Here is a 25882-nt window from a genome sequence, read left to right on the forward strand (position 1 = left end):
CGCCGAGCGGCATGGGCGCTCATGCGTGCGCGCAACCGGCCGCTCAAGCCCCTGACGGCTGGCCGCCGTCCCGGCTGCCGGTTCGCGCGGGGCCAGGCTTGTGCGGGTCGGCCGGCCAGGCCGCTTGGATCGCACGGCCAGCTTCTTCCGAAACACTGCGCAAATGCAGGTCCCGCTGCGGAAAGGGGATCTGGATGCCCGCGTCCCGCAGCGCGTCGTACATCCGCGCCAGCATGTCGCTGCGGATCTCGATCCACCGGTCAAAGTCGTAGGTCCACGCGCGCAGGCTGAAATCCAGTGTGCTGGCGCCAAAGCCCATGAAGAGCACCATGGGCGCCGGCTCCGTGACCACGCCCGGCGTCTGCCGCGCGACGTCGTCCAGCAGCGCGAGCACCTGCCGCGGGTCGGTGCCGTAGGCCAGCCCGATGCTGATCTCGATCCTGCGGCTGCGGTCCAGCATCGTCCAGTTGGTCAGCTTGTCGGACAGCAACGTGCCGTTCGGGACGATCACGTCGGCGCCGTCGAACGTCTTGATGCGGGTGGCGCGCATGCCGATATCCCTTACCTGGCCTGACGTGCCGCCGATCTCCACGACATCGCCGGGCTGGATCGGCCGCTCGAACATCAGAATCAGGCCCGACACGAAGTTGTTCACCACGCCTTGCAGGCCAAAGCCGATGCCCACGCCCAAGGCGCCGAACACGATGGTGAGCTGGCTGGTCTGGAAACCCGCGGCCGACAGGGCGATGCCCAAACCCAGCAGCAGCACCAGGTAGTACGACAGCGAGGCGATGCTGTTGCCGACGCCGCGCGGCAGCGACATGCGGGTCAGGACCTCGTCGTGCAGGATGAGGCGCACCGCGCGCGCCGCCCAGAAGGCAATCACGACCGAGATCGCAAAAACCAGGATGTTGCCCAGGCTGATCGAGACTTCGCCGACTTCCAGCGTGTAGGACAGCACCTGCGTCACGAAGGCGTATGTGGCGCGCAGGACGCGGAAACGGTCCATGGTGTAGACCGCCCAGCCCACGATCGCGGCGGCGCTGACAAGGCGGATCAGCAGCAGCACCAGCGGCGGCGCGTGTTCGCGCGCCAGCCGGAAGCGCGAAATGCCCTGACGGGCCAGCAGAAGCTGCAGCAGCGTGATGATGACGGTCACGCCCGCGTACAGCACCAACCCGAAGTAGCCGCTGCCGATGATGCCGCTGGTCAGCATCTCGGACAACGACACATTGCCGATGAGGTTCGCGCCCAGCGACACGCACAGCAGGGCTGCCGCGCACCAGGCGACGGCGCGCAAGGCGCGCACCAGCCGCTCGGAACCGGGCGGATAGGTCTGGCGCCGTCCGCGCGCCAGCAGCCACAGAATGGCCGTCAGGGCCGCCACCGCCGCCGCTACGGTCGACACACGATAGAAGAGGGTGTTGGCCAGGAACAGGAAGCCCAGCCGCTCGGCCAGGAAGAGCGCGGTGATGACGCGCGGCCAATGATCCAGATGCCGTCGGCTGGCGGGTGGAAGCAGGCGCAGCACCGGCACCGCCGCCAGCACCAGGGCGATCTGCTGCACCATCAACGGCGCGTCCGGCTCCAGGGCCAGCACGCCCATCATCGACAACAGGACCCACGTGGAGATGGGCCGCCCGAGCACACCGGCAGCGGTTTCGCTCATGACGCCGGTGCGGATGGCGTTGCGGCTTTTTCTGGCCAGCCAGATCAGCAGCGGCAGCAGCAGCAGTTGCAACGTGTGCAGCGCGCGCTGATTGCTGGCGCCGGCGGCGCCGTAGTCGCGCGCGAAGCGGACCTCGATGTCCAGACCTTGGCGCAAAAGGGTCATGGTGTCCTGGTCGGATCGTCCGGACCAGTCCAACGCCCAGAGCGGCGGCGAATCCACCCGCAGGAGCCGCGCGTCGACATAGCTGATCGCCTCCATCACCTGGCGCTGGCCCGCCTTGATCTGTTCCTCGATCGCGTTGGCCCGCTGTTCCAGTTCCACCTGGCGTGACAGCGGCACGGACAGCGCCTGGCTGGCCGCCAGCAACTGCGCGATCACCACGTCGACGCGGTCGGCCAATGCCGCCGGCAGCCCCGCCGCGCCCGGCGCGTCCTTGATCGCCTGCCAGGCCGTGCGCCGGCGCAGCAGCTCGGCGGCGTCGCTGGCGTACCAGGCGGTCGCCTGCCGCATGTCGGTCCGCCAGCGCGCCAGCCGCCGCACGTCAAAGAGCCAGTGCCGCTCCAGGCTTTCGAGCCGCATGATGGGAAAGTTGCGGAGCTGGGCCGGTTGGAATTCGTAGAGCTTTTCGTCGGCGGATTTGGCAATGGCGTCCAGCGGCGGCATCAGCGCGCTCAACGGATCCGCCGTCGCCGCGCGCTGCAACACGCCCTCGGCGTATCGCAAATCCGTGTCCGCCCGCAGCGGAATCTCGGCCATCTGGATCGCGACGGGCGGCGCGGCAGGCGCCGGCGTTTCCGCTGCAAGCGCCACGCGTGCCCATCCCAGTACCAGGCCAAATAGCCAGAAGAGGATTCGTGCGCGTGCGCGCATGTTGCGACTCCGTGGTGGGGGACGGATTTGCGGTTGCTTGGGATCGACTGCGAAACGGCGGCATGTCACGATATCGCGAAATGCGGCGGGCCAGAAGGGCAATATGGATGTCGCCATTCGCAATTCGCGAATGGCGAATGGCGAATGGCGCATGTGCTGCGAGCGCTGCCGGCGCGGGGAGTTGCCGCAAGCGTGTCTGGCGATTGGCGCGCCAGAAAGCAAAAACCCCGCCGCAGTAAATGCCGGGCGGGGCTGAATGCTTGAATCTTTTGGTGGCCTGGGGCGGAATCGAACCACCGACACAAGGATTTTCAATCCTCTGCTCTACCGACTGAGCTACCAGGCCAACGAAGCCCGCCACTATACACAAAATGTCGGACACGTGGCGGCGTGTAGCGCCGCCAATAACAAAATAGGGGCGGCGCAGCGACGCCGCCACCAACAAAAAACCCAGCGCAAGGCTGGGCTTTTTGTGGGAACCGAAGCTCCCGGAAATTCTTTTGGTGGCCTGGGGCGGAATCGAACCACCGACACAAGGATTTTCAATCCTCTGCTCTACCGACTGAGCTACCAGGCCAACGAAGTCCGCAACTATACACAATTTTTTGGCGTTGTGCCAGCCGGGCGGGGGAAGCGTCGCTTTTTTTCGTGACGCGGTATGCAATGTCGCCGGACATGGGCAGCAAAGCAGCCAACTGTTGCCTACAAGGCACGGTTGGGCGCCAACTGTCCGCGATTGGGGACGGGAATGGCCTGGGGATAACCCGCAGGAGTATAATCGACAGCGGTTTTGCTGTTACAGCCGGATGCTTTCCCGCCTTTGACGCGCGACAAGCGGGCTGCGACGCATTGTTCTTATAGTGGCAGTACTTAACGCTTAGCCGCGGGTGGCTTTCCGCCATCCCTCACACATGTCGGTAGCTGTCCTTGCCTTCGGTCTGAATCACACGTCCGCGCCGGTGTCGGTCCGCGAACGCGTGTCCATGCCCGTTGATCTGGTCAAGCCCGCCCTAGAAGGCTTGCGTTCGGCATTCGGCGGCTCCGTCCGCGAAGCCGCCATCCTGTCCACCTGTAATCGCACCGAGATCTACTGCGCGGCCGACGGCCACGTGGCGGATCAGTTGCCCGCCTGGCTGGCTGAACACAACCGCCTGGACGCCGGCACGCTGCGCCCGCACCTCTATCGCCATCATCAAGACGACGCCGTGCGTCACGCCTTCCGCGTGGCAAGCGGCCTCGATTCCATGGTGCTGGGCGAAACCCAGATCGTGGGCCAGATGAAGGACGCGGTGCGCGCCGCCGGCGAAGCCGGATCCCTCGGCACGCTGCTGCACCAGATGTTCCAGCGCACCTTTTCGGTCGCCAAGGAAGTCCGGTCGCAAACCGCCATCGGCGCCGAATCCGTGTCCATGGCCGCCGCCGCGGTGCGTCTTGCCGAGCGCGTGTTCGGCAACCTGGACCAGGCCCGCACGCTGTTCATCGGCGCGGGCGAAATGATCGAATTGTGCGCCACGCACTTTGCCGCGCAACGTCCGCGCAGCATGGTGGTGGCCAACCGCACGGCCGAACGCGCCGAACTGCTGGCCAACCGCTTCTCGGCCAGCACGATGAAGCTGTCCGACCTGACCGAGCGGCTGTCCGAGTTCGACGTCATCGTTTCCTGTACGGCAAGCTCCCTGCCCATCCTCGGCCTGGGGATGGTTGAACGGGCTACGCGCCTGCGCCGTCACCGCCCGATGGTCATGATCGATCTGGCCGTGCCGCGCGACATCGAACCCGAAGTCGGCCGTCTGGACGACGTCTATCTGTACTCGGTGGATGACCTGGGCCGGCTGGTGCAGACCGGCACCGACGCGCGCCGCGCCGCGGTGGTGCAGGCCGAAGCCATCATCGAAACCCGCGTCCAGGGCTTCATGCACTGGATGCAATCCCGCGAAGTGGTGCCTGTCATCCGCGACCTGCACCAGGCCGCCGAAGACGTCCGCGCCGCCGAACTGGAACGCGCCCGCCGCCTGCTGGCGCGGGGCGAATCGCCCGAAGCCGTGCTCGAGCAGCTGGCCCACGGCCTCACGCAAAAGTACCTGCACGGCCCGCTTGCGGCCCTGAACCGCAGCGAAGGCGACGACCGCAAGCAACTGCTTGCCTGGATGCCGCGCCTCTTCCCCGGCCGCGACTCCCGCCGTTAGCGGCTCTGCCCCACGCCCCGCCTCATGGCGGGCGTTCGCTTTGTGGGCGCCCGCTTTCTCTGTTTTCTCTTTTGGTCCTCCCCTCATGAAATCTTCCATGCGCAGCCGGCTGGAGCATCTGTGCCATCGCCTGATCGAGGTCGATGCTCTGCTTGCCGAACCGGAAACCGCGTCCGACATGGACCGCTTCCGCAAGCTTTCGCGCGAGCGCGCCGAACTGGAACCGGTGGTCGAAGCCTTTACCGCGTTCGCCCGTACCGAGGAAGACATCGCGACCGCGCAGGAGATGCTGTCCGAGCCCGACATGAAGGCGATGGCCGAAGAAGAGATCAAGACCGGGCGCGTCAAGCTGGAGTCGCTGGAAGCGGCGCTGCAGCTTCTGCTGCTGCCGCGCGACCCCAACGACGGGCGCAGCGTGTTCCTGGAAATCCGCGCGGGCACGGGCGGCGACGAGAGCGCGCTGTTCTCGGGCGACCTCTTGCGCATGTACACGCGATACGCGGAACAGCGTGGCTGGCGCGTGGAACTGATGTCGGAAAGCGCGTCCGAGCTGGGCGGCTACAAGGAAGTGATCGCGCGTATCGACGGCGACGGCGCGTATGGCCGGCTGAAGTTCGAATCGGGGGCGCACCGCGTGCAGCGCGTGCCGGCGACCGAGGCCCAAGGCCGCATCCACACGTCGGCTTGCACGGTGGCCATCATGGCCGAAGCCGATGCCATGTCCGAGATCGTCATCAATCCCAGCGACCTGCGCATCGACACGTTCCGCGCCAGCGGCGCGGGCGGCCAGCACATCAACAAGACCGATTCGGCCGTGCGCATCACCCACTTGCCGACCGGGCTGGTGGTGGAATGCCAGGACGACCGTTCGCAGCACCGCAACAAGGACAAGGCCATGCAGGTGCTGGCCGCGCGCCTGAAGGACAAGGAAGAGCGCGAGCGCCAGAGCAAGGAAGCGGCCGAGCGCAAGAGCCTGATCGGCACGGGCGACCGGTCCGAGCGCATCCGCACCTACAACTATCCGCAGGGCCGCGTGACCGATCACCGCATCAACCTGACGCTGTACAAGCTGCAGCAGATCATGGAAGGCGACCTCGAAGAGCTGACCGGCGCGCTGATCGCCGAGCATCAGGCCGAGCAGCTTGCCGCCCTGGGCGACGATATTTAAGGCCGACGCGATGACCGCGCCCCAGATCAAGAGTCTGCTGCTCGATGCGCGGCTGCCGCGCCTGGAAGTGCGCATGCTGCTGGAGCACGTATTGAACAAGCCGCGCGCGTGGCTGCTGGCGCACGATACCGATGCGTTGGCGCCGGAGGTGGCGGCGGCGTACGAGGCGTTGGCGCAGCGCCGGCAGGCGGGGGAACCCATGGCCTATCTGCTGGGTCATCGCGAATTCATGGGACACCGGTTCCGCGTGACTCCCGACGTGCTGATTCCCCGCCCCGATACGGAAGTCCTGGTGGAAACCGCGCTGGAATGCATCGATGGCATCACCGGGCCGATGGTGCTGGACCTGGGCACGGGCAGCGGCGCGATCGCGGTGTCGATCGCCCTGGCGCGCCGTGACGCGCGGGTGATGGCGTCGGACGTCAGCGCGGCCGCACTGGCGGTGGCTGCCGGCAACGCGTGGGATTTGACGGCCGCGGTGCGCTTCGTGGAAGGAAGCTGGTACGACGCGGTGCCGGCCGGCGAAGGATTTGATCTGATCGTGTCGAATCCACCCTATGTGGCCAGCGACGATCCGCATCTGGATCAGGGCGACCTGCGCTTTGAGCCGCGGGGGGCGCTGACTGATGGCGCGGGCGGACTGGAAGATCTGGCGCGTATCGTCCAAGGCGCGGGCGCCCATCTGAAACCCGGCGGCTCGCTCTGGATGGAGCATGGCTGGGATCAGGCGGAGCAGGTACGGGACATGCTCCGCCAGGCGGGGTTCGCAGATGTGCACAGCCGCCAGGACCTGGCGGGGATCGAGCGGATCTCGGGCGGGCGTTTGCCGGTCGCAGGTGCCTGAGCGCAGCGCACGGCCCGACATTTGCTGTTGCATCTGCCGGATATACCGGCGCCGCGCCGGGGTAATCGGGCGGTTTTCCCGGCTGTACCTATAATTGACCCATTCCGTTTTGCCTGTCCAAGAGACCACCATGAGCGACGTTCAAGAATTCATCCGTGAAACCGTTACCCAGCACCCCGTCGTGCTGTTCATGAAGGGCACCGCCCAGTTCCCGCAATGCGGGTTCTCCGGCAAGGCCATTCAAATCCTGAAGGGCTGTGGCGTGAAGAAGCTCGTCACGGTCAATGTGCTGGAGGACGACGAAGTCCGCCAGGGAATCAAGGAATTCTCCAGCTGGCCCACCATTCCGCAGCTGTACGTGTCCGGCGAGTTCATCGGCGGCTCGGACATCATGAATGAAATGAACGAGTCCGGCGAACTGAAGACGCTGCTGGAGCAATCCGGCGCCACGGCTTAACGCCATCATGCGGCGGCTCGTCGTCGGCATCACGGGCGCCACCGGCGCGCTCTACGCGGTGCGCATGCTGCAGACGCTGCGCAACGTCGAAGACGTCGAGTCGCATCTGGTGGTGTCCGCTTCTGGCGTGCTGAACATCAAGCATGAACTCGATGTCAGCCGCCAGGACGTCTATGCGCTGGCCGATCACGTGCACAGCATTCGCGACGTGGGCGCCACGCTGGCCAGCGGCGCGTTCCAGACCGCGGGCATGGTGATCGTGCCGTGCTCGATGCGCACGCTGGCGGCGGTGGCGCATGGCCTGTCCGATAACCTCATCACGCGCGCCGCCGACGTCACGCTCAAAGAGCGCCGCCGCCTGGTGATGATGGTGCGCGAGACGCCGTTCAATCTGGCGCACCTGCGCAACATGACGGCCGTGACTGAAATGGGCGGCATCGTGTTTCCGCCGCTGCCGGCGTTTTATCACCGGCCCAAGTCCATCGATGAAATGGTGGACCACACCGTGGCCCGCGTCCTGGAAATGTTCGACATCGTCGTGCCCGGTCCGCACTGGGAAGGCACTTAGCAGGTTCTCGCCTTTGCCTAGCCGCAAGGCTTGCGCTTGACGCGCCTCGTGCAATGATCGCCGGCGGCCCCGCTTGAGCGGGGCCGTCTGCATCAGGGCGGTTCTTATTCCACCAGCCCCATCCCATTCATCGCGGCCAGATTCTCCGGCCATTTGCGCGCCCGCGCATTTTGCAGCTCGATGCGCGCCCAGGCCATCCATCCGGCCCATTCAATCCGTTTATCCCACGCGGTGCCCCACGCCTGAAGCGCGCCCAGCCCCGCGGCGGCGTGCTGTTCCGCGACCTCGAATTCTCCGGCCGTCAGCGCCAGTTGCGCCAGCAGCAGGCGCGGCTCGCCCACCCAGGGGTTGTGTTCGACCGCGGCTTCCAGCATGTGCCGCGCGCTGTCCATTTCGGTCAACGGGTGCATGCGCGTGAGGACCTGCCAGTACAGCGCGCTGGCCGCCGCTTCGTCGCGCGGGCTGAGCGTGGCGCGGCAGTGGTCGAACGCGGGCGGGATGGGAATGCCGGTGTCCTGCGGCATGCGCGACAGCGGCGCCAGCAGATGGGACAGCATCGACAGGATGTTCGACGGCGGCTTGAGCGGGCCGGGCCACAGCGACGAGGCCCAGTTCGTTTTCAGGTCGCGGCGCTGCTGCTGCGGATAGCCCGCGAAGATCTCGTCCTGCCAGCTGTGCCATTGCTCGCCGATGTCGGCGGCGGACACGACGGTGAACGCCGCGACCTGGCGCGGCGTGAAGGTGAAGACCTGTCCATCGGCGCCTTCCAGCGTCAGGCCTTCCGGTCCCGTGCCCTGGCCTTGCAGGATCGCCTGCACGAAGCGTGTGCGCGGCATGGCGCAAAAGAGACTGACCCATTCCTCGGCTTCGGTGCCCAGCACGTCGCGCAGCGTGTTGCGCTCGCGTTCGCGGTCAAACAGGGTGAGGTCTACGTATTCGTTGCCGTAGACGCTGTGGAACAGGCCCAGGAGGCGCACTTCGCGCGGCTGGTTCCAGAGCGCCAGCGTGCGGTAGACGCCCAGCAGATGATGCTTGAAGGTGCCGGCCTTGTGCCAGTCTTCGCCCGCGCTGCGTGCAAACAGCAGGTCGAGCAGGACGGGCAGGTCGGCGTCGACGGCGGCGTAGTGGTCGGCCAGCAGCGCGCGCGCGTGCGGATGGAGTTCGGGGGTGGTGGACATGGTTGGCGGGTTGGTTGGATGAAAGCAGGCTCTATTGTGTCCGCATGCGCCAGCGCTGTCATCGCGGTGTTTATATCGAAATCCGCATATCAATATGAATATTCATCGCTTCCGGTTTTGAAGCGCGCTCACTAGAATCCGGGGTCATTGTTCCAATCCTCAATCGTTGAAACCTCTAGAGACTTTCCCATGCGCCTTCGCCATTCCCTCGCCGTTTTTGCCACCATTCTCGGTTTTGCCGGCACCTCGGCGATGGCGCAGGACGCCGAGCTGAAAGTGGGCGTCACCGTCGGCCCGCACGCGCAGATCGGCGAAGTCGTGCAGCAGGTCGCCGCCAAGCAGGGCCTGAAGGTCAAGCTGATCGAGTTCAGCGACTTCATCCAGCCCAACGCCGCGCTGGACGCCAAGGAGCTGGACGTGAACATCTACCAGCACAAGCCTTTCCTGGAATCGCAGAACAAGGCGCGCGGCTACAAGCTGGTGCCGGTGGCGACCGCGGTGGTGCAGCAGATGGGCATCTATTCCAAGCGCCTGAAGTCGCTGGACGATCTGCCGCAAGGCGGCAAGGTGGCCATCCCGAACGATCCGACCAACGGCGCCCGCGCGCTGCTCGTGCTGCAGGCCGCCAAGCTCATCAAGCTGAAGGACGGCGTGACGGTGACGGCGTCGATCTTCGATATCGCCGAGAACCCCAAGAACCTGAAGTTCGTCGAGATCGAGGCCGCGCAACTGCCGCACTCGCTCAAGGACGTGGACGCCGCGGCCGTGAACTCGGCGTACGCCATCCCCGCCGGCCTGTCGCCCGCCAAGGACGCGCTGGTGCTGGAAAGCAAGGACGCGCCGTTCGCGCCCGTCGTCATCGCCGCGCGCGAAGACAACAAGAACGATCCGCGCATCGCGCGCTTCATCAAGGCCTACCAGTCCGACGAGGTGAAAACCTTCGTGGCCAAGCAGTTCCCCGGCGCATACACGACGTCCTGGTAAGCCGTCTGCCCATGTCCACCCTGACGATCTATCCCGACAACGCGCCGGATTCCGCGCGCGTGCTGGACGACGCGGCCGACGTGCAGCGCGAGCTGGCGGCCATCGGCGTGCGCTTCGAACGCTGGACCGCAGCGGCGCCGCTTGGATCTGGCGCATCGCCCAAGGCGGTGCTGGCTGCCTACCGGCCGCAGATCGATCAGTTGATGGCCGAGCGCGGCTACCGGGCCGTGGACGTCATCAGCCTGGACGCCACGCATCCGGACCGCGCGGCGCTGCGGCGCAAGTTCCTGGCCGAGCACACGCATGCCGATGACGAAGTGCGCTTTTTTGTGGCCGGCAGTGGGCTGTTCGTGCTTCATGCCGAAGGCCGCGTCTATGCGGCGCTGTGCGAGAAAGACGATCTGATCTCCGTGCCGGCTGGCATCCCGCACTGGTTCGACATGGGCTCGTCGCCGGCCTTCACCTGCATCCGGCTGTTCAACGATCCGGCTGGCTGGACCGCGCAGTTCACCGGTGACGACATCGCCACGCGTTTCCCGGTCTTGCCTTGAGACGGATGCGGAGCGCCTACCCGCGCGCCAGCCACGTCTGCACCTCTTTCTCCAATCCTTCCTGCAGCACCTGCGCCGGCGCGCTCATGGCGCGGTCGCGCGACCACACCATCGCCAGCACCGGATCCTCCAGCGCCAGCAGTTGGCGTGTCACCAGACCCTGACGCTCGGCGTAATGCGCGCCCAGGCTTTCCACGATGGCGACACCCAATCCCTGCGCCGCCAGCGCGCAGGCGGCCGACGACTGCGCCGCCTCGATGATCGGGCGATAGGGCAGTCCGCGCGCCTCCAGTGCCTGGCGCGTCGCGCGGCCGGCGGGTAGGGCGGGGGCGAGGACAATCGGTCCCGCCTCGGCCACCTCGTCCAGCGTCAGATCGGTCCGCTTTGCCCACGGATGGTCCTGAGGCATCACTGCGTGCAGTCCCAACGGCGCGAGCCGCAGGCTGGACACCCGGTCGATGTCCGGCGGCGAGCCGATGATGATGCCCAGATCGATGCGGTGATCCACCGCCATCTCGATGATTTCCAGCGCGGTGCCGGCGCGCACGGTCACGGCAACCGCCGGATGGGCGCGGCGTACGCCGGCCAGGGCAGGAGGCAGCAGGCTGGACGCGGCGATGGCGACGGCGCCCACGTCCAGCCGCGCCAACGCGCCCTGGCGGATGTCGACGGCCAGCCGGTCAACGGCCTCGATGCCGGCCAGCGCATTGAGCACTTCGGGAATCAGCGCGCGGCCCTGGCTGGTCAGGTGCAGCCGGCGGTTCTCGCGGCTGAACAGCGCAAAGCCCAACCGCGTTTCCATGTCGCGCAGGAGTGCGCTGGCGGCGGGCTGCGTCATGTTGACCGAGGCGGCTGCGGCGGTGACGGTATCGAGCCGGTACATGGCGCGCAGCAGCAGGAGTTCTCGCCGATTGAACATATGAAATTCATATGGAAATAGTCAATTCATCTATTTGACCATATGAACTGGCGGCCGCCAGAATAGCCCTTCGCATTCCGCATCTCGACGCCTCACTGCCATGCCCGCCAACACCATTGTTTCCGTCACCTGCATTCCCTTGCGCCTGCCGTTCCATCACTGGAGCCCGTCGCCGCTGTTCGCGGGCCGTCCGCGCGACAAGCTCGACAGCGCGCTGGTGCGGGTGCAGACCGAAGACGGCACGGTGGCCTGGGGCGAGTCGTATTGCGTAGAGCCGCGCGCGTTGCCCGCGATCTTCGAAACGCTGATCGCGCCGCTGGCCTGCGGGCGCGACGCGGACGACGACACCCTGCTGCCGGGCATGCAGCGCACGCTGCACAACCTGGGCCGGTCCGGTCCCGTGGTGCACGCGCTGGCCGGGCTGGACATCGCCCTGTGGGACCTGCGCGCCAAGCGCGCCGGTGTGCCGCTGTACGCGCTGCTGGGCGGCAAGCGCCGCGAGCGGGTCCGTGTGTATGCATCGCTGCTGCAGTATTACGGCAACGCCGAGCGCCTGGACGCCGTGACCACGCAGGCCCTGAACGAAGGCTATACCGAGATCAAGCTGCACGAGCGCACCGCCGACGCGCTGGCCGCCGTGCGCCGCAGCACGGGCCCGGGCGTGCCGATCATGGTCGATACGAACTGCGCGTGGCTGCCGGGCGAAGCCGAAGCCGCCATCGAGGCCATGCGCCCGCATGATCCGTTCTGGATCGAAGAGCCCTTGTGGCCGCCGGAAGACGATCGCGCGCTGGCACGCCTGAAGCAGGCCTGCGGCATCCCGCTGGCCGTTGGCGAGAACGCCAGCAGCGCCACCGATCTGGAGCGCGTGGTGGACACGGAAGCCGCGCAGTACGTGCAGCCCAGCGTCATCAAACTGGGCCTGACCGCCGCGTGGCGGATTGCGCAGAAGTGCGCGGACTCAAGCGTCATCTGCGCGCCGCAGGTCGCATTTTTTGGCCCGGGCTATCTTGCCAGCCTGCATCTGATTGCCGCGCAGCAGACCGAGGTGTCGCTGGAACGCCTGTACGTCGAACTGGGGCACGTGCCGTACGGACGCACCGTGCCCATCGAGAACGGCTGGGTCAACGTGCCGGACGCACCAGGGCTGGGCGCGGATCCGGAAGCGGCACTTGCCGAGGGCCAGTACAGCGCCTGAACCCTGACCCGTAAAAAGCCAAACGCCAGACCGCCAAGAATCCACAGGCCCGCAGAGGCCGCAAAGAACACGAACCTGGAGACAAAGACATGCACCCATCGCGCAGAACCTTCCTGATCAACAGCGCCGCTATGGCAGCGGGCGCCGCTGTGTTGCCGTGGTCCTTCGCGGCACGTGCCGCGCAGTACCCGGACAAGACGGTCCGCCTGTACATCCCGTACCCGCCGGGCGCGGCGACCGACACGCTGGGCCGCATGGCGGGTCAGGTGTACGCCGAGGCGCTGGGCCAGCCCTTTGTCGTGGAAAACCGCGGCGGCGGCGGCACCACGATCGGCACGCGCGCGCTGGCGGTGTCCGCGCCGGACGGCTACACCATCGGCATGGTCGACTCCACGTTCACCATCAATCCCGCACTGCTGGGCGACCGTCAGCCGTACGACGCCATCAAGGACTTCGCGCCGATCTCGCTGATGGCGACGGCGCCCTTCGTCATGGTGGTGCACCCGTCGGTCAAGGCGACCGACATTGCGTCGTTTCTGGCGCTGGCCAAGTCGCAGCCCGGCACGTTGTCGTTCGGGTCGGCGGGCGTGGGCAGCGGGCCGCATCTGGCTGGTGAGCAACTGCGCCAGCAGGCAGGCGTGGACGTGTTGCACGTGCCTTACCGCGGCGGCGGCACCGTGATCACCGACCTCCTGGGCGGCCAGGTGCAGTTCGGCTTTGCCACCGTCCCGACGCTGCTTGAACACATCAAGGCGGGCAAGCTGCGCGCGCTGGCGGTCACCAGCCCGCAACGCACGAGCCAGTTGCCCGACGTGCCCACGTTTGCCGAGGCCGGACTGCCGGGTGTGGATATCTCGCCGCTGTTCGGCGTGATTGCGCCGGCCGGTGTGCCGGAGCCGATCATCGAGCGCCTGTCGCAGACGCTGGGCGAATCCGTGCGCAAGGGCGCGCTGCGCGACAAGCTGGCCGGGCTGGGCTTTCAGCCGGTCGGCAGCACGCCGGCGGAGTTCGCAAAGCGCATCCGCGACGACGTGGCCAAGTGGACCGCCGTGGTCCAGCGCGGCAACATCAAGGCCGAGTAAGCCGTCGCATCAGGCGTACTTGCCTGTCAGGCCGCCATCCACGAGCAGTTCGGTGCCGGTGATGTAGGACGCCTCGTCCGACGCCAGGAAAGCCACCGCATTGGCGACCTCCCATGGCGTGCCCATGCGTCCCATCGGCACCTGCTTGTCGCGTGCCGCACGCGCGGCGTCCAGGTCGTTCGCATCGAACATCTTTGCGACATTGGCGGTGACGCGGGGGGTGTCGATCAGGCCGGGTATGACCGTGTTCACGCGGATGCCGTCGGCGGCGTACTGCTGCGCGGCCATGCGCGCAAAGTGGATGACCGCGGCCTTGCTGACGCTGTAGGCCAGATGCGGATAGCCGGTGTACCGGATGCCCGCAATGGAAGAGACGGCCACGATGGCGCCGCCGCCCTGCACACGCATGACGGGCGCCAGCAGGCGCGTGGCGATCAGCAGGCTGGTCACGTTCACCTGCTGGATGCGGTCCCAGTCCGCGATCGAGATGTCTTCGGGGCCGCCGACCTTGCCGATGCCCGCGTTGGCCTGCAGGATGTCGATGCGGCCAAAGCGGCTTAACGCCGCGTCGACCGCCGCCTGCATCGCGTCCGGGTCGGCCACGTCGGCCTGCACAGGCAGCGCGCTGCCGCCTGCCGCTTCGGCCTCATGCGCGGCCTCTTCGGCGGCGGTCAGGTTGGCGTCCAGGGCGATGATGGCCGCACCTTGGCGCGCCAGCGTCACGCAGCTTGCCTTGCCGATGCTCCAGCCGGGCGCGGACGTGCCCGCGCCTGCGACCAGCGCAACCTTGCCGGCCAGGCGCGCGCCGGACAGCGGGGCAGCGTGAAGGGGCGTGCCGGCAACGGGCGTACCGGCATCGGGCGTACCGGCATCGGGCGTACCGGACCCCGCGCTCACGATTGCCCGCCGTCTTGCTGATGGCTCTTGCCCTTGCCCACGTACGGAATGGCGTGGTCGATGGTTTCCCAGATGTACCGCCCGGACGGGCTCTGCTGCTCTTCGGCCACGTGCGACACCAGGCCCGCCGCGCGCGAGATCACGGCAAAGCCGCGCATCAGGTCGGTAGGCACGCCGATCTCGCTGAGCAGCGCGGCCACGGCGCCGGTTGCATTGATGGTGATGTGCTTGCCGTAGGTCTCGTCGATGGCGCTGGCCAGCCAGCGCAGCGCCTGGACCGACTCGCCGCTCAGTTCGCTTTCCGCCTCGGCCAGCGCCAGCAGCTTGATCGCGCGCGGATCGTCCGGCTTGTGCAGGTGATGGCCGAAGCCGGGCAGCGGGCTGCGCGACGCGCGGTGTTCGCGGGCAATCGCCAATGCTTCCGCGGGACCGTCGGGTGCCTGACGGATGCGGTCAAGCAGGCGCGAGCAGTTTTCCATAGTGCCCACGAACTGGCTGCCCACGGCCATCAGCCCGGACGCCACGGCGCCCTGCAGATTCTCGGGTGCGCTCATATAGATCAGGCGCGTGGCGATCGCGCTGGGCGTCATGCCGTGCTCCATCAGCGTGACCAGCACCGCGTCCACGATGCGCATGTCCACGGGACGTGCGTCGCGGCCGAGGATCTGCATGATCATGACTTCGGTAAACGACTTCTTGCCGATTAGGTCTTCGACCAGATCGACGTCGCGATACGACATGCCGGTCAGGTGATGGGCGCAGAGGCGGGTTTCGGGCTTGTTCATGGCGTTTCCTTCATTGCGGCGTCGCGCACCGCGTTCTTCAGCACCTTGCCCACGCTCGAGCGCGGCAGGCTGTCGTGGAAATGGATGTGTTTGGGCGTGGCGACCGGACCCAGCAGCGCACGCACGTGCGCCTTGAGTTCGTCGCCATCGGCCTCGGCGCCCGCCTGAAGCTGGACGGCGGCGTGAACCGCTTCGCCCCACTTGTCGTCGGGCACGCCGAACACCGAGCATTCGTAGACGGCGGGATGCGCGGACAAGGCGTTTTCGACGTCCACCGGATAGATGTTGAACCCGCCGGTGATGATGACGTCGCGCAGGCGGTCCTTCAGGAACAGATAGCCGCGCGTGTCTATCAGGCCCGTGTCGCCGGTGTGCAGCCAGCCGTCCACTACGGTTTCAGCGGTCTTTTCGGGCAGGCGCCAGTAGCCGGTCATCACCAGATCGCCCTGGACCACGACTTCGCCGATTTCGCCGCGTGGAAGCAGCGTGCCGTCGGGCGCCATGATCGCCACGTCGGACAGCGGTGTGACCCGGCCGACCGACGCGCGATTTTCCGGTGCTTCGAGATCAGCGGGGCGCAGCACCGTGACGATCTGCGGCGCCTCGGTCTGGCCGTAGGTCGTGCCCAGCACCGCGCCGAAGAAGGCGCGCGCGCGCTCGATCTTTTCGACGGGCATGGGCGCCCCGCCGTAGATCAGGTTGCGCAGATGCGGGAAGTCCGCGCGGGAGACGCCGGGCTGCGCCATGATCATGTAGATCAGCGTGGGCGGCATGAAGCTCAGCGTGCCGCCGCGCTCGCGAAATGCCTCGGTGATCGTGGCGGGCGACACACTGTCCAGCAGCAGATGCGCGCCGCCCTGCGCCAGCACCGGCAACAGATAGGTGCCGGTGCCGTGCGTGATGGGTGCGGACACGACGTAGCGGTCTTCGGCGGTGAGGCCCCAGTTGAGGATCTGGTTGACGATGCCGGCGTTCCACGCGTGATACGGCTGCATCACGCCCTTGGGCAGGCCGGTGGTGCCACCCGTGAACTTGATGGCCTGCGTGGCGTCGCGCGGCAAGGCGTGACGCGCCGGAGCGCGGTCGGCAAAACGCGCGAGCAGCGCGTCCAGCGCCAGGTCAGCGGCCGCCTCGTCCAGCACGATGCGTCGTGCTGAACCCGCGGGCACGAGCGGCGCGCCTACGTCGTCGACGATCACAATGGTCGGCTCGGTCGCATCCAGGATGCGGCCGATCTCGCGCGCGGTGCTGCGGTAGTTCAGCGGCACCCAGACCTTGCCGCTGGCTAGCACCGCCAGCAGCGCCAGGATGTGACGCGCCGAGTTGCCGGCGCAGATGGCCACGCGCGTCTGCGGCTCGGGGTCCAGATCCTGCAGGGCGGCGGCCAGTGCACGCGTGTCCGCCGCCAGCCGCGCGTAAGTCACCTGCCCATCGGGACCGTCGAGCGCCACGCGGTCCGGGTACTGCTCGGCGGCGCGGAAGAAGAAATCAATCGGGTACACCTATGCTCCTTGGATGCTTAATTGGCCTTGAGGTTGGCGCTTTTCACCACCGCGCCCCATTTGTCGATCTCGCTGGCGATCTTCTTGGCGAAGGTCTCCGGCGTGTTCGGCGCTTGGGGCGGGAAGAAGCCGCCTTGCTTGTAGGAGGTTTGCAGGGCTGGCGTCGCGAGCGCCTTGTTCAGCGCCTGGTTCAGGCGGTCGATGACGGGCCGGGGCGTGCCGGCCGGCGCCACCAGGCCAAACCACGATTCCACGTCGAAGTCAGGCAGGCCGGACTCCGCCAAGGTGGGCACATCGGGCGTGGCCGGCAGGCGCTGGGGCGAGGTGACGCCGATGGCGCGCAGCTTGCCCGCCTGCACGTGGGGCAGGGACGAGGGCAGGTTGTCGAACATGGAGTCCACCTGACCGCCCAGCAGGTCCGCCACGGCGGGACCGCTGCCGCGATACGGTACGTGCAGGATGTCGGTGCCGGTCTTCATCTTGAAGAGCTCGCAGGACAGATGAATGGACGATCCGCTGCCGGACGACGCGCACGTCAGCTTGCCGGGATGCTGCTTGGCATAGGCGATGTATTCCTGCACCGTCTTGATGGGCAGCTTGGGATTGACCACCAGGATGTTCGGAATGGTCGCCAGCAACCCGACGGGTTCGACGCCTTTGACGAAGTCGTAATTGAGCTGGCTGTACAGCGTGCGGTTGATGGTGTTGGCGATCGACCCGACATAGAGCGTGTACCCGTCGGGCGCGGCACGCGAGACGATCTCGGCGCCGATGTTGCTGTTGGCCCCGGTCTTGTTCTCGACCACGACCGTCTGCCCCAGCTCTTCGGCCAGGGACTTGGCCATCAGGCGTGCCACGATGTCGGTTGCGCCGCCGGCCGCATAGCCGACGACAAGGGTGATGGGGCGATCGGGATAGGGTTTGGCCGCCCAGGCCGGGGCGGCGGTCATCAGCGCCCCGCTCAAGGCTACCGCCGCAGCGGTCCAGCGCTTGCCGAATGTCTTCATTGTTGTCTCCGTCCTGTTTGTCTAATAATTGGACAGATCTTCGTCTGTCCGCCTTCATATTCGGCTTTGATGGAGGCCCTATCAACGCAAGGTGTCCAGAAATTGAACAAACCGGATTCCGAGGGTTCCGGTCCGCGCATCCTGCGGCGCGGGCTGAAGGTGCTGGGCGTGCTGCGCCAGGCCGGCGCGGCCGGCATGCACGTCGTGGACATTGCGCGGGCCGCGGGCATGCAGCGGTCCACGGTGTATCGCTACCTGGATGTGCTGGTCGAGGAGGGCTACGCGCTTCGGGAATCGGGCGCGCCGCGCTGGCGCGTTGCTGAACTGGGCGTGATGATGGCCGGCGACCCGCACGCGCAGGCCGTGCGCAGTCTTCGGCCATTGCTGCGACAGATCAGCGACGTCAGCGGCGATTCGGCGTTTCTCATCTGCCGCGCTGCGAATGATTCGCTGTGCCTGCATCGCGAGGTTGGCAATTACCCCGTGCAGGTGCTGGCCGTGACGGTCGGGCACCGCCAGCCGTTGGGCGTGGGCGCGGCCGGGTTGGCGCTGCTGGGCGCCCTGCCGGCCGCGGAAGCCGACGAGGTGGTGATGCAGAACGAGCAGGCGCTACGCGCCTACGGCGGGATGACGGTGGCGCAGATGCGGCGGCTGGTGGAAAACACGCGCGGGCGCGGCTGGGCCGTGGTGGGAAACGCGGCGGTGCCGGGCGTGTTGGGTGTCGGCATGGCGCTGTGCGATGCGGGCGGCTATCCGCGGCTGGCGGTCAGCGTGTCCAGCCTCATCAGCCGGATGCAGGCGCCGCGCCAGCGCAGCATTGCCGAACTGATCCGCGCGCAGGTGTCGCAAAGCGGATTCGGCATGCCGCACGGGGCGGGCGAGGGGGATTGAGGCCCGCCGCGATGCCGTTCCGGCGGCGGGTGGGGGCCGTTTCGTTCAGGCCGCGGCCGGCGTCGGCACGCGGTACGTCTTCTGGTAATGCACCGTGAACGTCTTGAAGGCGTCCAGCGCCTTGTGCGGGTCGTGTCCCGGCTTGACGAGGAAGCTGTCAAAGCCCACGCGCGCCTGGTAGTGGATGGTGTCGATCATCACGTCGCCGACTGCGCGCAGCTCGCCCTGCCAGTCGTAGCGCGTGCGCAGCAGCTGCGCCAGCGAATAACCGCGGCCATCGGTGTAGACCGGAAAGTCCACGGCGATGAACGCGATGCCCTCGGGATGCAGCACGCCATCGGCGTCCGCCAGGTCCGTCAGGTCGGCGTCGGGGTTGAGCAGCACGGCCACGGGATGCTTGTGGCGGCGCAGCGTGTTGCGCGAAGTCTTCCAGACGGCCAGCGGCACGATCCAGCCGGGTTCGTCGGACGGGACCTGGCCTTCGGCGGGCACTTCGGGTTCGGGGACGAACGGACGCGATGTGTCGGCCTCGAGTTTGCCGTTGCGGATGAGATGCGGGCCGGGGGCGTCGTGGGCGTAGATCTCAGACATGGGCGGGCTCCGCTTGCTGCGTGGGTTTGGCGAAGGCAGGGTCCGCGTACACGTCCTGCTTGAAGGGATCGATGCCGACGCGGTCCACCACGTCGATGAAGCGTTCGGCGTCGCTGTCGCGCAAACCCAGATACGTGCGGATCAACCGGTCCACCACGCCCGGCACCTGATGGCGCGCGAACGACGGGCCGATGATGCGGCCGATGGCCGCGCCGCCGCCATGCGTGGATTCGAGATCGGGCAGCGGCTTGGCGGCGCCGTTCTGGCGGCCGCCCACCGTGACCTGATACCACTCCTCGCCGGCCTTATCGACGCCAAGAATGCCGATGTGGCCCACATGGTGATGGCCGCAGGAGTTGATGCAGCCCGAGATGTTCAGATCGAGTTCGCCGATCTCGAACAGGTAATCCAGGTTGTCGAACTGGCGCTGGATGGCTTCGGCCACGGGAATGGAGACGGCGTTGGCCAGCGCGCAGAAGTCTCCGCCCGGACAGGCGATGATGTTGGTGAGCAGACCGACGTTGGGCGTGGCGAGGTTCAGGGCCTCGAGCTTTTGCCACAACTCGTGCAGCCGCGCGCGGCGCACGTCGGCCAGGATCAGGTTCTGTTCGTGCGACACGCGCAGTTCGCCATAACCGAAGTCGTCGGCCAGGTCGGCCACCGCATCCATCTGGTCCGCGGTGATGTCGCCCGGCGGCACGCCGGTGGGTTTGAGCGACACGGTCACGGCGGCGTAGCCGGCAACCTTGTGCGCATGCACGTTGGTGCGCAGCCAGCGCGCGAAGCGCTTGTCGCCCGCGGCCAGCGCGTCGGTGTTGTCGATGTCGGACGCGGCGGCGGCGTCGTGCTGCGGCCAGACGAAGCGCGCCTTGATGCGGTCCACGAATTCCTGCGTGATGGTGTCGGGGCCGCCCTTGATGCGCTGCCACTCTTCATCGACCTGCTGCGCGTAGACCTCGGGCGTCAGGTCTTTGACCAGGATCTTGATGCGCGCCTTGTACTTGTTGTCGCGGCGGCCATGCAGGTTGTAGACCCGCAGCGCGGCCTGCAGATAGGTCAGCAGGTGCTGCCATTCGACGAACGGATTGATGAGCTTGCCGACGATGGGCGTGCGGCCCAGGCCGCCGCCGATCCACACGCGAAAGCCCAGCTTGCCATCGCGCTCGACGGCCTGCAGGCCGATGTCGTGCACGCCCACGGCCGCGCGGTCTTCCACGGCGCCGCTGACAGCAATCTTGAACTTGCGCGGCAGGAAGGCGAACTCGGGATGCAGCGTGGACCACTGGCGGATGATCTCGCACCAGATCAGCGGATCCACGAGTTCGTCCGGCGCGACGCCGGCAAAGTGGTCGGTGGTGGTGTTGCGGATGCAGTTGCCGCTGGTCTGGATGGCGTGCATCTGCACCGTGGCGAGTTCCGCCAGGATGTCTGGCACGTCTTCCAGCTTGGGCCAGTTGAACTGGATGTTCTGGCGCGTGCTGAAGTGTCCGTAGCCGCGGTCCCACTTGCGCGCGATGTGCGCCAGGGTGCGCAACTGGCGGGACGCCAGCAGGCCATACGGAATGGCGACGCGCAGCATGGGGGCGTGGCGCTGGATGTACAGGCCGTTCTGCAGGCGCAGGACGCGGAAATCGTCCTCGGTTAGCTGGCCGTCGAGAAAGCGGCGCGTCTGATCGGCAAACTGCGCGACACGCTGCTCGACAAGCTGTTGGTCGACGGGGTCATACACGTACATGTCTACTGCCCTTGGAAGTCTTTTCGGTCTGAACCCCGGGGGCGGGGTCGGGCGCACGGCGCCGGCAAAACGGGATTCATAACCGTAACAGCGACCCGCGAACACCGTCTAAGTCATTCTGGTAATAAAGAAATAAGGGCCCCCACGCTGCGCGCGCCAGCTGCCCCCCGAGGGGGCTGCCCGCCTCCGGGCGGCCGGGCGGCCATTTTTGCGGAGGTCGTCGAAACCAGCCGCGAGCGTACGCGCATATATGAATATGCGGCTTGTCGTAGAACAAGCCCCTAAACCCCTACAACGCCGCATTCACCGCCCAGCGGGCCACGAACACCAGAATGATCACCAGGCAGGCCGCGAGTAGCAGGCCGGTGGCGATGAGGGGGCCGGGCTTGTTGTGGGCGATGTCGGCATCGTAGCCGCGGCCGCGGCGTACGCCGAAGAAGGCCCACAGCACGGAGCGGACCGTGCGCAGGAAACCGAGCATATGCGCCTCCGGGCGGATTATTGACGGCCCACTGTAGACGCTGGCGTGTCCGGCAGACAGATGCAGATTCGCGTCAGCCGACCGTATCAGATGGCGCGGCGGCGTGTGCGCCGATGCCGCGCACGATGTGTTCCAGCAGCTCGCGCGCGGCCGGCGAGATGTGGCGGCCGGCGCGGCTCAGGACGTGCAGGCTGCCCTGGTTCAGGATGGGATTGGCCAGCGGCAGGCTCGCGAGGCGCTGGGCCTGCATGTCGGCGGTGACGGCGATGGGGGGCGTGAGCGCGTAGCCGATGCCGGCCGCCGCGAACTGCCATAGCGCCTTGAACGACGAGGTGGTCAGCACGTTGTGCAGCCGGACCTGCTCGCTGATCTCGGCGGCCTGGATGTGCTGGCGCACGCCAAACCCTTCCTGCATGGACGCGCCGGGGTAGTCGGCCAGATCGGTCAGCAAGAGGGGCCGGCGCAGGCGCGTCAGCGGGTGGTCCTGACGCACGATGGCCCGTATCGGCTCGGGCCGCGAGTAATGCGTGCGCAGCCGGGCATCGTTGGGCGGCTGGAACACCAGCCCGATGTAAGCGCGGTCGTCGACGATGCGCTGGACGATTTCGGACGTGCGGGCCACGTCGATGTCCAGCGTGACTTCGGGATGGCTGCGCCAGTAGCCCGGCAGCACGCGGTCGAACATCAGCTCCACAAAGCCTTCGCCCAGCACCAGGTCGATGTGGCCGCGTTCGGCTTTGCGCAGGCTGTCGATTTCGGAGAAGAAGCTCTCCTGGATGTCCTGCTGCCGTTTTACATAGCGCGCCAGGATGTGGCCGGCATCGGTGGGCACGAGGCCACGTCCCCGGCGTTCGAACAGCGCCATGCCGCAGTCGCGCTCCAGGGCGGCGATCGCGCGGCTGACGGCGGACGGGTCCATTTCCAGGGCCTCGGCCGCGCCGCGCACGGATCCCCGGCTCATGACCTGCATGAAGTAATGGGTGCGGCGCGCGTCGAGTTGTTCGTCCATGGCGGCTGGCTCCGGGCGGAATGCGGCTGATTTTCCACGAAAGGGCTTAAGGGTTTACCCTTATTTCGATTTGTCTCGTGCAAAATTTTCCGAGGAAAGGCGAATTCGTTGCATTTTACGCAACGTTTCTCGGCGGCCCGTGTCATGGTTGCCCGCCAGAGGGGTGAGCGAAAATTGCGCAGTCCGAATCGGCCGCCCGCTGCGCGCGCCGTTCGCGCTGTATTGGCCGTTTGAATCGACAGAGCCGCTCTTCAAGCGCCGTCGCCCGAACCTTCCGAATTCGCTTGCCCCGCCGGCTCTGCCTGGACGTCCGGGCGCCGGTTTCCGGGTTCGTCCGGCCCGCCGCCACGATCACTATTCACGTCATCAGGGGAAAACCAATGTCTCATGCCAGCGCAAGCCTGGCTTCGCCTTCCATGCCGCTATCGGGGCGCGTGCGCATGCTCGCCGCCATCCTGCTGGTGGTGGTCATTTCCGAAGCGATCGGCAGCGTCACCTTCTCGGTCGGTCCGGGCAAGATCATCCTGCAGCCCATGTTGTGGGCGATTTTCATCGGCGCGGTGGTTGCGGCGTTCGGCCAGCGGCTGCCGGCAGGCGCCGGCATCGACAAGGCGATGCAGACCCGCATCAGCGGCTACCTGCAATACGCGCTGCTGCCGTTCCTGGCCAAGCTGGGTCTGATGGTGGGCGGCGCGTTGCCGCAGGTGCGCGAGGCCGGCTGGGCGCTGGTGTTCCAGGAGTTCGGCCACTTCTTCGGCACCATGGCCATCGGCCTGCCGCTGGCGCTGCTGCTCGGCATCAAGCGTGAAGCGATTGGCGCGACGTTCTCGGTGGGCCGCGAGCCCAGCCTGGCGATCATCGGCGAGCGCTACGGCATGAACTCGCCGGAAGGCCGCGGCGTCATGGCCGAATACATCACCGGCACCGTGATCGGCGCGCTGTTCGTGGCGCTGATGGCGGGCTTCATCACCAGCCTGAACATCTTCGATCCGCGCTCGCTCGCCATGGGCGCCGGCGTGGGCTCGGGCAGCATGATGGCCGCAGGCGTGGGCGCGATCGCTTCGCAGCAGACGCCCGAAATGGCGCATCAGGTCGCTGCGCTGGCTGCGGCCGCCAACCTGCTGACGACGGTGGTTGGCGTGTACTTCACCCTGTTCATTTCGCTGCCCACGACGATCTTCCTGTACGGCAAGCTCGAGCCCGTGCTGGGCCGCTTCTCGCGTGGCAAGAACGAGGCCGTGGTCGACGACAGCGTGTCGGAAGACGTGCCCGCGCACGGCTCGAAGATGGGCTTCGGCGACCGCCTGACCGCCTACGTCATCTGTGGCCTGTTCGCGCTGGTGGGCAACCGTCTGGGCTACAACGTGCCGTTCGCGGACGCACTGCCGGGCATGGCCATCATCGTGCTGCTGGTCGTCATCACCGACCTGATCCTGCGCGTCGTGCCCAAGCTGCCGGCCGTGTTCGTGCTGTCGGTGATCGCCATGACCGCCGGCTGCCCGGGCGTGCTGCCGTATTCGGATCAGATCATTGCAATGGTCGGCAAGGTCAACTTTCTGCCGTTCACGACGGTGATCCTGGCGATGGCCGGACTGTCGATCCTGAAGGACCTGCCTGCGTTCCGCAAGCTGGGCTGGAAGATCGTGGTGGTGTCGCTGGCGGCGAACGCCGGCACGTTCATGGGCGCCACCATGATCGCGGAATTCTTCCACTGATCCATCACGCTTCGCGACAAAGCCGCCTGTTGCAGGCGGCTTTGTCATTTCTGGGCCTTGCCGGCGTCAGAGTTTGTAGCCGCCGCTTGCCTCGATGACCTGGGCGGTCACCCAACGGCCTTCGTCCGAGGCGAGAAAGGCCACCGTCGCGGCGATCTCCGAGGTTTCGCCGAATCGGCCAAGCGCTGTGTCGGCTTCTATCGCTTTAACCATGGCGGCATTCTCGCGGACGGCGGCGTTCATGTCGGTGCGAATCCAGCCTGGCGCCACGGCATTCACCGTGATGCCGCGCGTGCCCAGCTCCTGGGCAAGCGCGTGGGTCAGGTTGTTGATGCTGGCCTTGGCCATCGAGTAGATGGGCACGGCGGACATTGCCCGCACGCCGGCGCCGGAAGAGATATTGATGATCCGACCATTGCGGGACAGACGGCTCAGTGCGGCTTGAACCATGAAAAAAGGTGCGCGGGCGTGGACGGCGAAGAGCGTGTCCCAACTCTCCGGGGTGGCCTCCGCCAATCCGCCCCAGCCGGAATTTCCCGCATTGTTCACGAGAATGTCGAGTGCGTTGCTGCCCATCAGGTCAGCGAGCCTGCCGTCAAGATTCTCGAACAGGGCCGGAATGGTGTTTGCATCGGTCAGATCGGCGTGCAGTGCGAAAGCGCGGCCTCCGGCTGCTTGAATGGCGCCAACCACGTCGTCCGCGCCAGCCTTGCTGACGTTGTAGGTCAGCGCGACCATCGCACCTTCCTGGGCCAGGCGTTCAGCGATCGAACGGCCGATGCCGCGGGACCCTCCGGTCACCAGGGCGGTTTTTCCAACTAGCATCTGTGACATGGAAATCTCCTTGGTCAAACGATGCGTTCGCGCACGATGGGCCCAGGATCTGCCAAAACAACCGACAGCCCCATTCGAATCAGATCCGCATCGCCGCCGTATTCGTGCCGCGCGATGTGGTGCAGCAGCACACCCAACTGCTCCAGCTGGCGAGCTGCCTTCAGCGGGCCTGCGTTGACGGGCGCAAAGCCCGCGTCGTCGATCAGCTTTCGCACGACCTGACCGGCTTCGGGGTCGTCCGTGGCATAGAAAACGTTGGGCCTGGACGGCGATGACGCCCAGGCGGCGGCTTCCAGCACGGGCGCGGCCATCAGGCTGAACGCCTTTACCACCCGCGCCGCAGGAAGTCTTTTTTGCAGGTATTCGGCGGTCGAGCTGTCTCGCATGAAGGCATGATCATGGAAGTGTTCGAAATCGCCGGTGACGCCAAGCGGGTTCATGGTTTCGATCACGATCTTGCCGTCGAGCGCATTGCCCACCGCGTCGATCACGGCGTCCACCCGAGGCCAATAGACCGAGAAGAGCACCGCTTCACCGAAGTCTGCTGCCTGTTTGATGGTGCCAAGCCTTGCGTCGTCGGCCAGCTCGGCAAGCAAGGGAGAGATCTTGCGATCCTCGCCGTCCTTGGCAAGCACCAGTTGATGATTGGCGGTGGCCCAGGCTCGCGCGAGCCGGCTACCGATGTTGCCGGTGTTCAGAATTCCTATCTTCATTGCACTTTCCGCTAACGATGAATGCGGCTGGCGGCGCCGCGAACG

At 66.5% G+C, this 25882-nt stretch carries 24 protein-coding genes and 2 tRNA genes; 11 read left to right on the forward strand and 15 right to left on the reverse strand.

Annotation, left to right across the window (positions count from 1 at the left end; all coding sequences use genetic code 11):
* Positions 1-43: 43 nt before the first annotated feature.
* The 3 genes from HV681_RS05505 to HV681_RS05515 all read right to left on the reverse strand — a co-directional run bounded on the left by HV681_RS05505 (position 44) and on the right by HV681_RS05515 (position 3119).
* Positions 44-2542, reverse strand: coding sequence for a mechanosensitive ion channel family protein (locus HV681_RS05505; RefSeq protein ID WP_175122138.1), 2499 nt, complete (start codon positions 2540-2542; stop codon positions 44-46).
* A 270-nt stretch (positions 2543-2812) separates the two neighbouring features.
* Positions 2813-2888, reverse strand: a tRNA-Phe gene (locus tag HV681_RS05510).
* Between the two features lie 155 nt (positions 2889-3043).
* Positions 3044-3119, reverse strand: a tRNA-Phe gene (locus tag HV681_RS05515).
* 334 nt (positions 3120-3453) lie between these two features.
* Between HV681_RS05515 and hemA the strand changes: the two genes are divergently transcribed.
* From hemA to HV681_RS05540, 5 genes are all read left to right on the forward strand, one after another.
* Positions 3454-4728, forward strand: a complete 1275-nt coding sequence (gene hemA / locus HV681_RS05520; protein WP_056559840.1) for a glutamyl-tRNA reductase — start codon at positions 3454-3456, stop codon at positions 4726-4728.
* An 85-nt stretch (positions 4729-4813) separates the two neighbouring features.
* Positions 4814-5896, forward strand: coding sequence for a peptide chain release factor 1 (gene prfA, locus HV681_RS05525; RefSeq protein ID WP_175122139.1), 1083 nt, complete (start codon positions 4814-4816; stop codon positions 5894-5896).
* Positions 5897-5906: 10 nt separating this feature from the next.
* Entirely contained in the window at positions 5907-6740 is an 834-nt protein-coding gene (gene prmC, locus HV681_RS05530; RefSeq protein WP_175122140.1) for a peptide chain release factor N(5)-glutamine methyltransferase, read from the forward strand.
* Positions 6741-6870: 130 nt separating this feature from the next.
* Entirely contained in the window at positions 6871-7197 is a 327-nt protein-coding gene (grxD, locus tag HV681_RS05535) for a Grx4 family monothiol glutaredoxin (RefSeq protein WP_056319914.1), read from the forward strand.
* Positions 7198-7204: 7 nt separating this feature from the next.
* Complete coding sequence (locus tag HV681_RS05540; RefSeq protein WP_175122141.1) at positions 7205-7765, forward strand: UbiX family flavin prenyltransferase; 561 nt, start codon at positions 7205-7207, stop codon at positions 7763-7765.
* 104 nt (positions 7766-7869) lie between these two features.
* Here the strand turns inward: HV681_RS05540 and HV681_RS05545 are convergent, their stop codons facing one another.
* Positions 7870-8943, reverse strand: a complete 1074-nt coding sequence (locus tag HV681_RS05545; RefSeq protein WP_175122142.1) for a DUF6817 domain-containing protein — start codon at positions 8941-8943, stop codon at positions 7870-7872.
* 189 nt (positions 8944-9132) lie between these two features.
* Here HV681_RS05545 and HV681_RS05550 point away from each other — a divergent pair, with 189 nt between their 5' ends.
* A complete protein-coding gene (locus tag HV681_RS05550; RefSeq protein WP_175122143.1) occupies positions 9133-9927 on the forward strand; it encodes a MetQ/NlpA family ABC transporter substrate-binding protein in 795 nt (264 codons plus the stop codon).
* An 11-nt stretch (positions 9928-9938) separates the two neighbouring features.
* Positions 9939-10478, forward strand: coding sequence for a 1,2-dihydroxy-3-keto-5-methylthiopentene dioxygenase (locus tag HV681_RS05555; RefSeq protein WP_175122144.1), 540 nt, complete (start codon positions 9939-9941; stop codon positions 10476-10478).
* A 16-nt stretch (positions 10479-10494) separates the two neighbouring features.
* Here the strand turns inward: HV681_RS05555 and HV681_RS05560 are convergent, their stop codons facing one another.
* Positions 10495-11397 carry a LysR family transcriptional regulator gene (locus tag HV681_RS05560; RefSeq protein WP_175122145.1) on the reverse strand — a complete coding sequence of 301 codons (903 nt, stop codon included), beginning with the start codon at positions 11395-11397 and terminating at the stop codon, positions 10495-10497.
* Between the two features lie 100 nt (positions 11398-11497).
* Between HV681_RS05560 and HV681_RS05565 the strand changes: the two genes are divergently transcribed.
* Positions 11498-12595, forward strand: a complete 1098-nt coding sequence (locus HV681_RS05565) for a mandelate racemase/muconate lactonizing enzyme family protein (RefSeq protein WP_175122146.1) — start codon at positions 11498-11500, stop codon at positions 12593-12595.
* 89 nt (positions 12596-12684) lie between these two features.
* Positions 12685-13677 carry a Bug family tripartite tricarboxylate transporter substrate binding protein gene (locus HV681_RS05570; RefSeq protein ID WP_175122147.1) on the forward strand — a complete coding sequence of 331 codons (993 nt, stop codon included), beginning with the start codon at positions 12685-12687 and terminating at the stop codon, positions 13675-13677.
* 9 nt (positions 13678-13686) lie between these two features.
* On the opposite strand, the gene HV681_RS05575 is transcribed toward HV681_RS05570, so the two are convergent.
* The 4 genes from HV681_RS05575 to HV681_RS05590 form a co-directional block, all read right to left on the reverse strand.
* Complete coding sequence (locus HV681_RS05575; protein ID WP_175122777.1) at positions 13687-14490, reverse strand: SDR family NAD(P)-dependent oxidoreductase; 804 nt, start codon at positions 14488-14490, stop codon at positions 13687-13689.
* 80 nt (positions 14491-14570) lie between these two features.
* Positions 14571-15359, reverse strand: coding sequence for a citryl-CoA lyase (locus HV681_RS05580; RefSeq protein ID WP_175122148.1), 789 nt, complete (start codon positions 15357-15359; stop codon positions 14571-14573).
* The gene (locus tag HV681_RS05585) at positions 15356-16861 is read right to left on the reverse strand and encodes a class I adenylate-forming enzyme family protein (protein WP_175122149.1); all 1506 of its coding nucleotides are present in this window, start codon (positions 16859-16861) and stop codon (positions 15356-15358) included. The genes HV681_RS05580 and HV681_RS05585 overlap by 4 nt, the downstream gene beginning before the upstream one ends.
* A gap of 17 nt (positions 16862-16878) precedes the next feature.
* On the reverse strand, positions 16879-17868 hold the full coding sequence (locus tag HV681_RS05590) for a Bug family tripartite tricarboxylate transporter substrate binding protein (protein WP_175122150.1): 990 nt from the start codon (positions 17866-17868) through the stop codon (positions 16879-16881).
* A gap of 102 nt (positions 17869-17970) precedes the next feature.
* Between HV681_RS05590 and HV681_RS05595 the strand changes: the two genes are divergently transcribed.
* On the forward strand, positions 17971-18759 hold the full coding sequence (locus HV681_RS05595; protein ID WP_175122151.1) for an IclR family transcriptional regulator: 789 nt from the start codon (positions 17971-17973) through the stop codon (positions 18757-18759).
* A 45-nt stretch (positions 18760-18804) separates the two neighbouring features.
* Here HV681_RS05595 and HV681_RS05600 read toward each other — a convergent pair whose 3' ends face one another.
* The 4 genes from HV681_RS05600 to HV681_RS05615 form a co-directional block, all read right to left on the reverse strand.
* Positions 18805-19350, reverse strand: a complete 546-nt coding sequence (locus tag HV681_RS05600; protein ID WP_175122152.1) for a DUF934 domain-containing protein — start codon at positions 19348-19350, stop codon at positions 18805-18807.
* Positions 19343-21085, reverse strand: a complete 1743-nt coding sequence (locus tag HV681_RS05605) for a nitrite/sulfite reductase (protein WP_175122153.1) — start codon at positions 21083-21085, stop codon at positions 19343-19345. Before HV681_RS05605 ends, HV681_RS05600 begins: the two co-directional genes overlap by 8 nt.
* A 289-nt stretch (positions 21086-21374) precedes the next feature.
* A complete protein-coding gene (locus HV681_RS05610) occupies positions 21375-21566 on the reverse strand; it encodes a DUF2970 domain-containing protein (RefSeq protein ID WP_056559812.1) in 192 nt (63 codons plus the stop codon).
* Between the two features lie 73 nt (positions 21567-21639).
* Positions 21640-22575 (reverse strand): LysR family transcriptional regulator, encoded by a 936-nt coding sequence (locus HV681_RS05615; protein ID WP_175122154.1) that lies wholly within the window; start codon positions 22573-22575, stop codon positions 21640-21642.
* Between the two features lie 380 nt (positions 22576-22955).
* Here HV681_RS05615 and HV681_RS05620 point away from each other — a divergent pair, with 380 nt between their 5' ends.
* Entirely contained in the window at positions 22956-24290 is a 1335-nt protein-coding gene (locus HV681_RS05620) for a DUF3100 domain-containing protein (RefSeq protein ID WP_175122155.1), read from the forward strand.
* 66 nt (positions 24291-24356) lie between these two features.
* Here the strand turns inward: HV681_RS05620 and HV681_RS05625 are convergent, their stop codons facing one another.
* Together HV681_RS05625 and HV681_RS05630 are read right to left on the reverse strand one after the other, a co-directional pair.
* A complete protein-coding gene (locus tag HV681_RS05625; protein WP_175122156.1) occupies positions 24357-25124 on the reverse strand; it encodes an SDR family NAD(P)-dependent oxidoreductase in 768 nt (255 codons plus the stop codon).
* Positions 25125-25138: 14 nt separating this feature from the next.
* On the reverse strand, positions 25139-25837 hold the full coding sequence (locus HV681_RS05630; RefSeq protein WP_175122157.1) for an NADPH-dependent F420 reductase: 699 nt from the start codon (positions 25835-25837) through the stop codon (positions 25139-25141).
* Positions 25838-25882: the final 45 nt, after the last annotated feature.

This window comes from Achromobacter animicus (assembly GCF_902859585.1).
Classification (GTDB): Bacteria; Pseudomonadota; Gammaproteobacteria; order Burkholderiales; family Burkholderiaceae_B; genus Achromobacter; species Achromobacter animicus.

Excerpts from the sequence above, each read along its gene's own strand:
- HV681_RS05545 (WP_175122142.1), bottom strand. The coding sequence starts at position 8,943 with ATGTCCACCACCCCCGAACTCCATCCGCACGCGCGCGCGCTGCTGGCC.
- prmC (WP_175122140.1), top strand. The coding sequence starts at position 5,907 with ATGACCGCGCCCCAGATCAAGAGTCTGCTGCTCGATGCGCGGCTGCCG.
- HV681_RS05600 (WP_175122152.1), bottom strand. The coding sequence starts at position 19,350 with ATGTCTGAGATCTACGCCCACGACGCCCCCGGCCCGCATCTCATCCGC.
- HV681_RS05610 (WP_056559812.1), bottom strand. The coding sequence starts at position 21,566 with ATGCTCGGTTTCCTGCGCACGGTCCGCTCCGTGCTGTGGGCCTTCTTC.
- HV681_RS05605 (WP_175122153.1), bottom strand. The coding sequence starts at position 21,085 with ATGTACGTGTATGACCCCGTCGACCAACAGCTTGTCGAGCAGCGTGTC.
- HV681_RS05505 (WP_175122138.1), bottom strand. The coding sequence starts at position 2,542 with ATGCGCGCACGCGCACGAATCCTCTTCTGGCTATTTGGCCTGGTACTG.
- HV681_RS05620 (WP_175122155.1), top strand. The coding sequence starts at position 22,956 with ATGTCTCATGCCAGCGCAAGCCTGGCTTCGCCTTCCATGCCGCTATCG.
- HV681_RS05570 (WP_175122147.1), top strand. The coding sequence starts at position 12,685 with ATGCACCCATCGCGCAGAACCTTCCTGATCAACAGCGCCGCTATGGCA.
- hemA (WP_056559840.1), top strand. The coding sequence starts at position 3,454 with ATGTCGGTAGCTGTCCTTGCCTTCGGTCTGAATCACACGTCCGCGCCG.
- prfA (WP_175122139.1), top strand. The coding sequence starts at position 4,814 with ATGAAATCTTCCATGCGCAGCCGGCTGGAGCATCTGTGCCATCGCCTG.
- grxD (WP_056319914.1), top strand. The coding sequence starts at position 6,871 with ATGAGCGACGTTCAAGAATTCATCCGTGAAACCGTTACCCAGCACCCC.
- HV681_RS05540 (WP_175122141.1), top strand. The coding sequence starts at position 7,205 with ATGCGGCGGCTCGTCGTCGGCATCACGGGCGCCACCGGCGCGCTCTAC.
- HV681_RS05590 (WP_175122150.1), bottom strand. The coding sequence starts at position 17,868 with ATGAAGACATTCGGCAAGCGCTGGACCGCTGCGGCGGTAGCCTTGAGC.
- HV681_RS05630 (WP_175122157.1), bottom strand. The coding sequence starts at position 25,837 with ATGAAGATAGGAATTCTGAACACCGGCAACATCGGTAGCCGGCTCGCG.
- HV681_RS05625 (WP_175122156.1), bottom strand. The coding sequence starts at position 25,124 with ATGTCACAGATGCTAGTTGGAAAAACCGCCCTGGTGACCGGAGGGTCC.
- HV681_RS05565 (WP_175122146.1), top strand. The coding sequence starts at position 11,498 with ATGCCCGCCAACACCATTGTTTCCGTCACCTGCATTCCCTTGCGCCTG.
- HV681_RS05560 (WP_175122145.1), bottom strand. The coding sequence starts at position 11,397 with ATGTTCAATCGGCGAGAACTCCTGCTGCTGCGCGCCATGTACCGGCTC.
- HV681_RS05580 (WP_175122148.1), bottom strand. The coding sequence starts at position 15,359 with ATGAACAAGCCCGAAACCCGCCTCTGCGCCCATCACCTGACCGGCATG.
- HV681_RS05615 (WP_175122154.1), bottom strand. The coding sequence starts at position 22,575 with ATGGACGAACAACTCGACGCGCGCCGCACCCATTACTTCATGCAGGTC.
- HV681_RS05555 (WP_175122144.1), top strand. The coding sequence starts at position 9,939 with ATGTCCACCCTGACGATCTATCCCGACAACGCGCCGGATTCCGCGCGC.
- HV681_RS05550 (WP_175122143.1), top strand. The coding sequence starts at position 9,133 with ATGCGCCTTCGCCATTCCCTCGCCGTTTTTGCCACCATTCTCGGTTTT.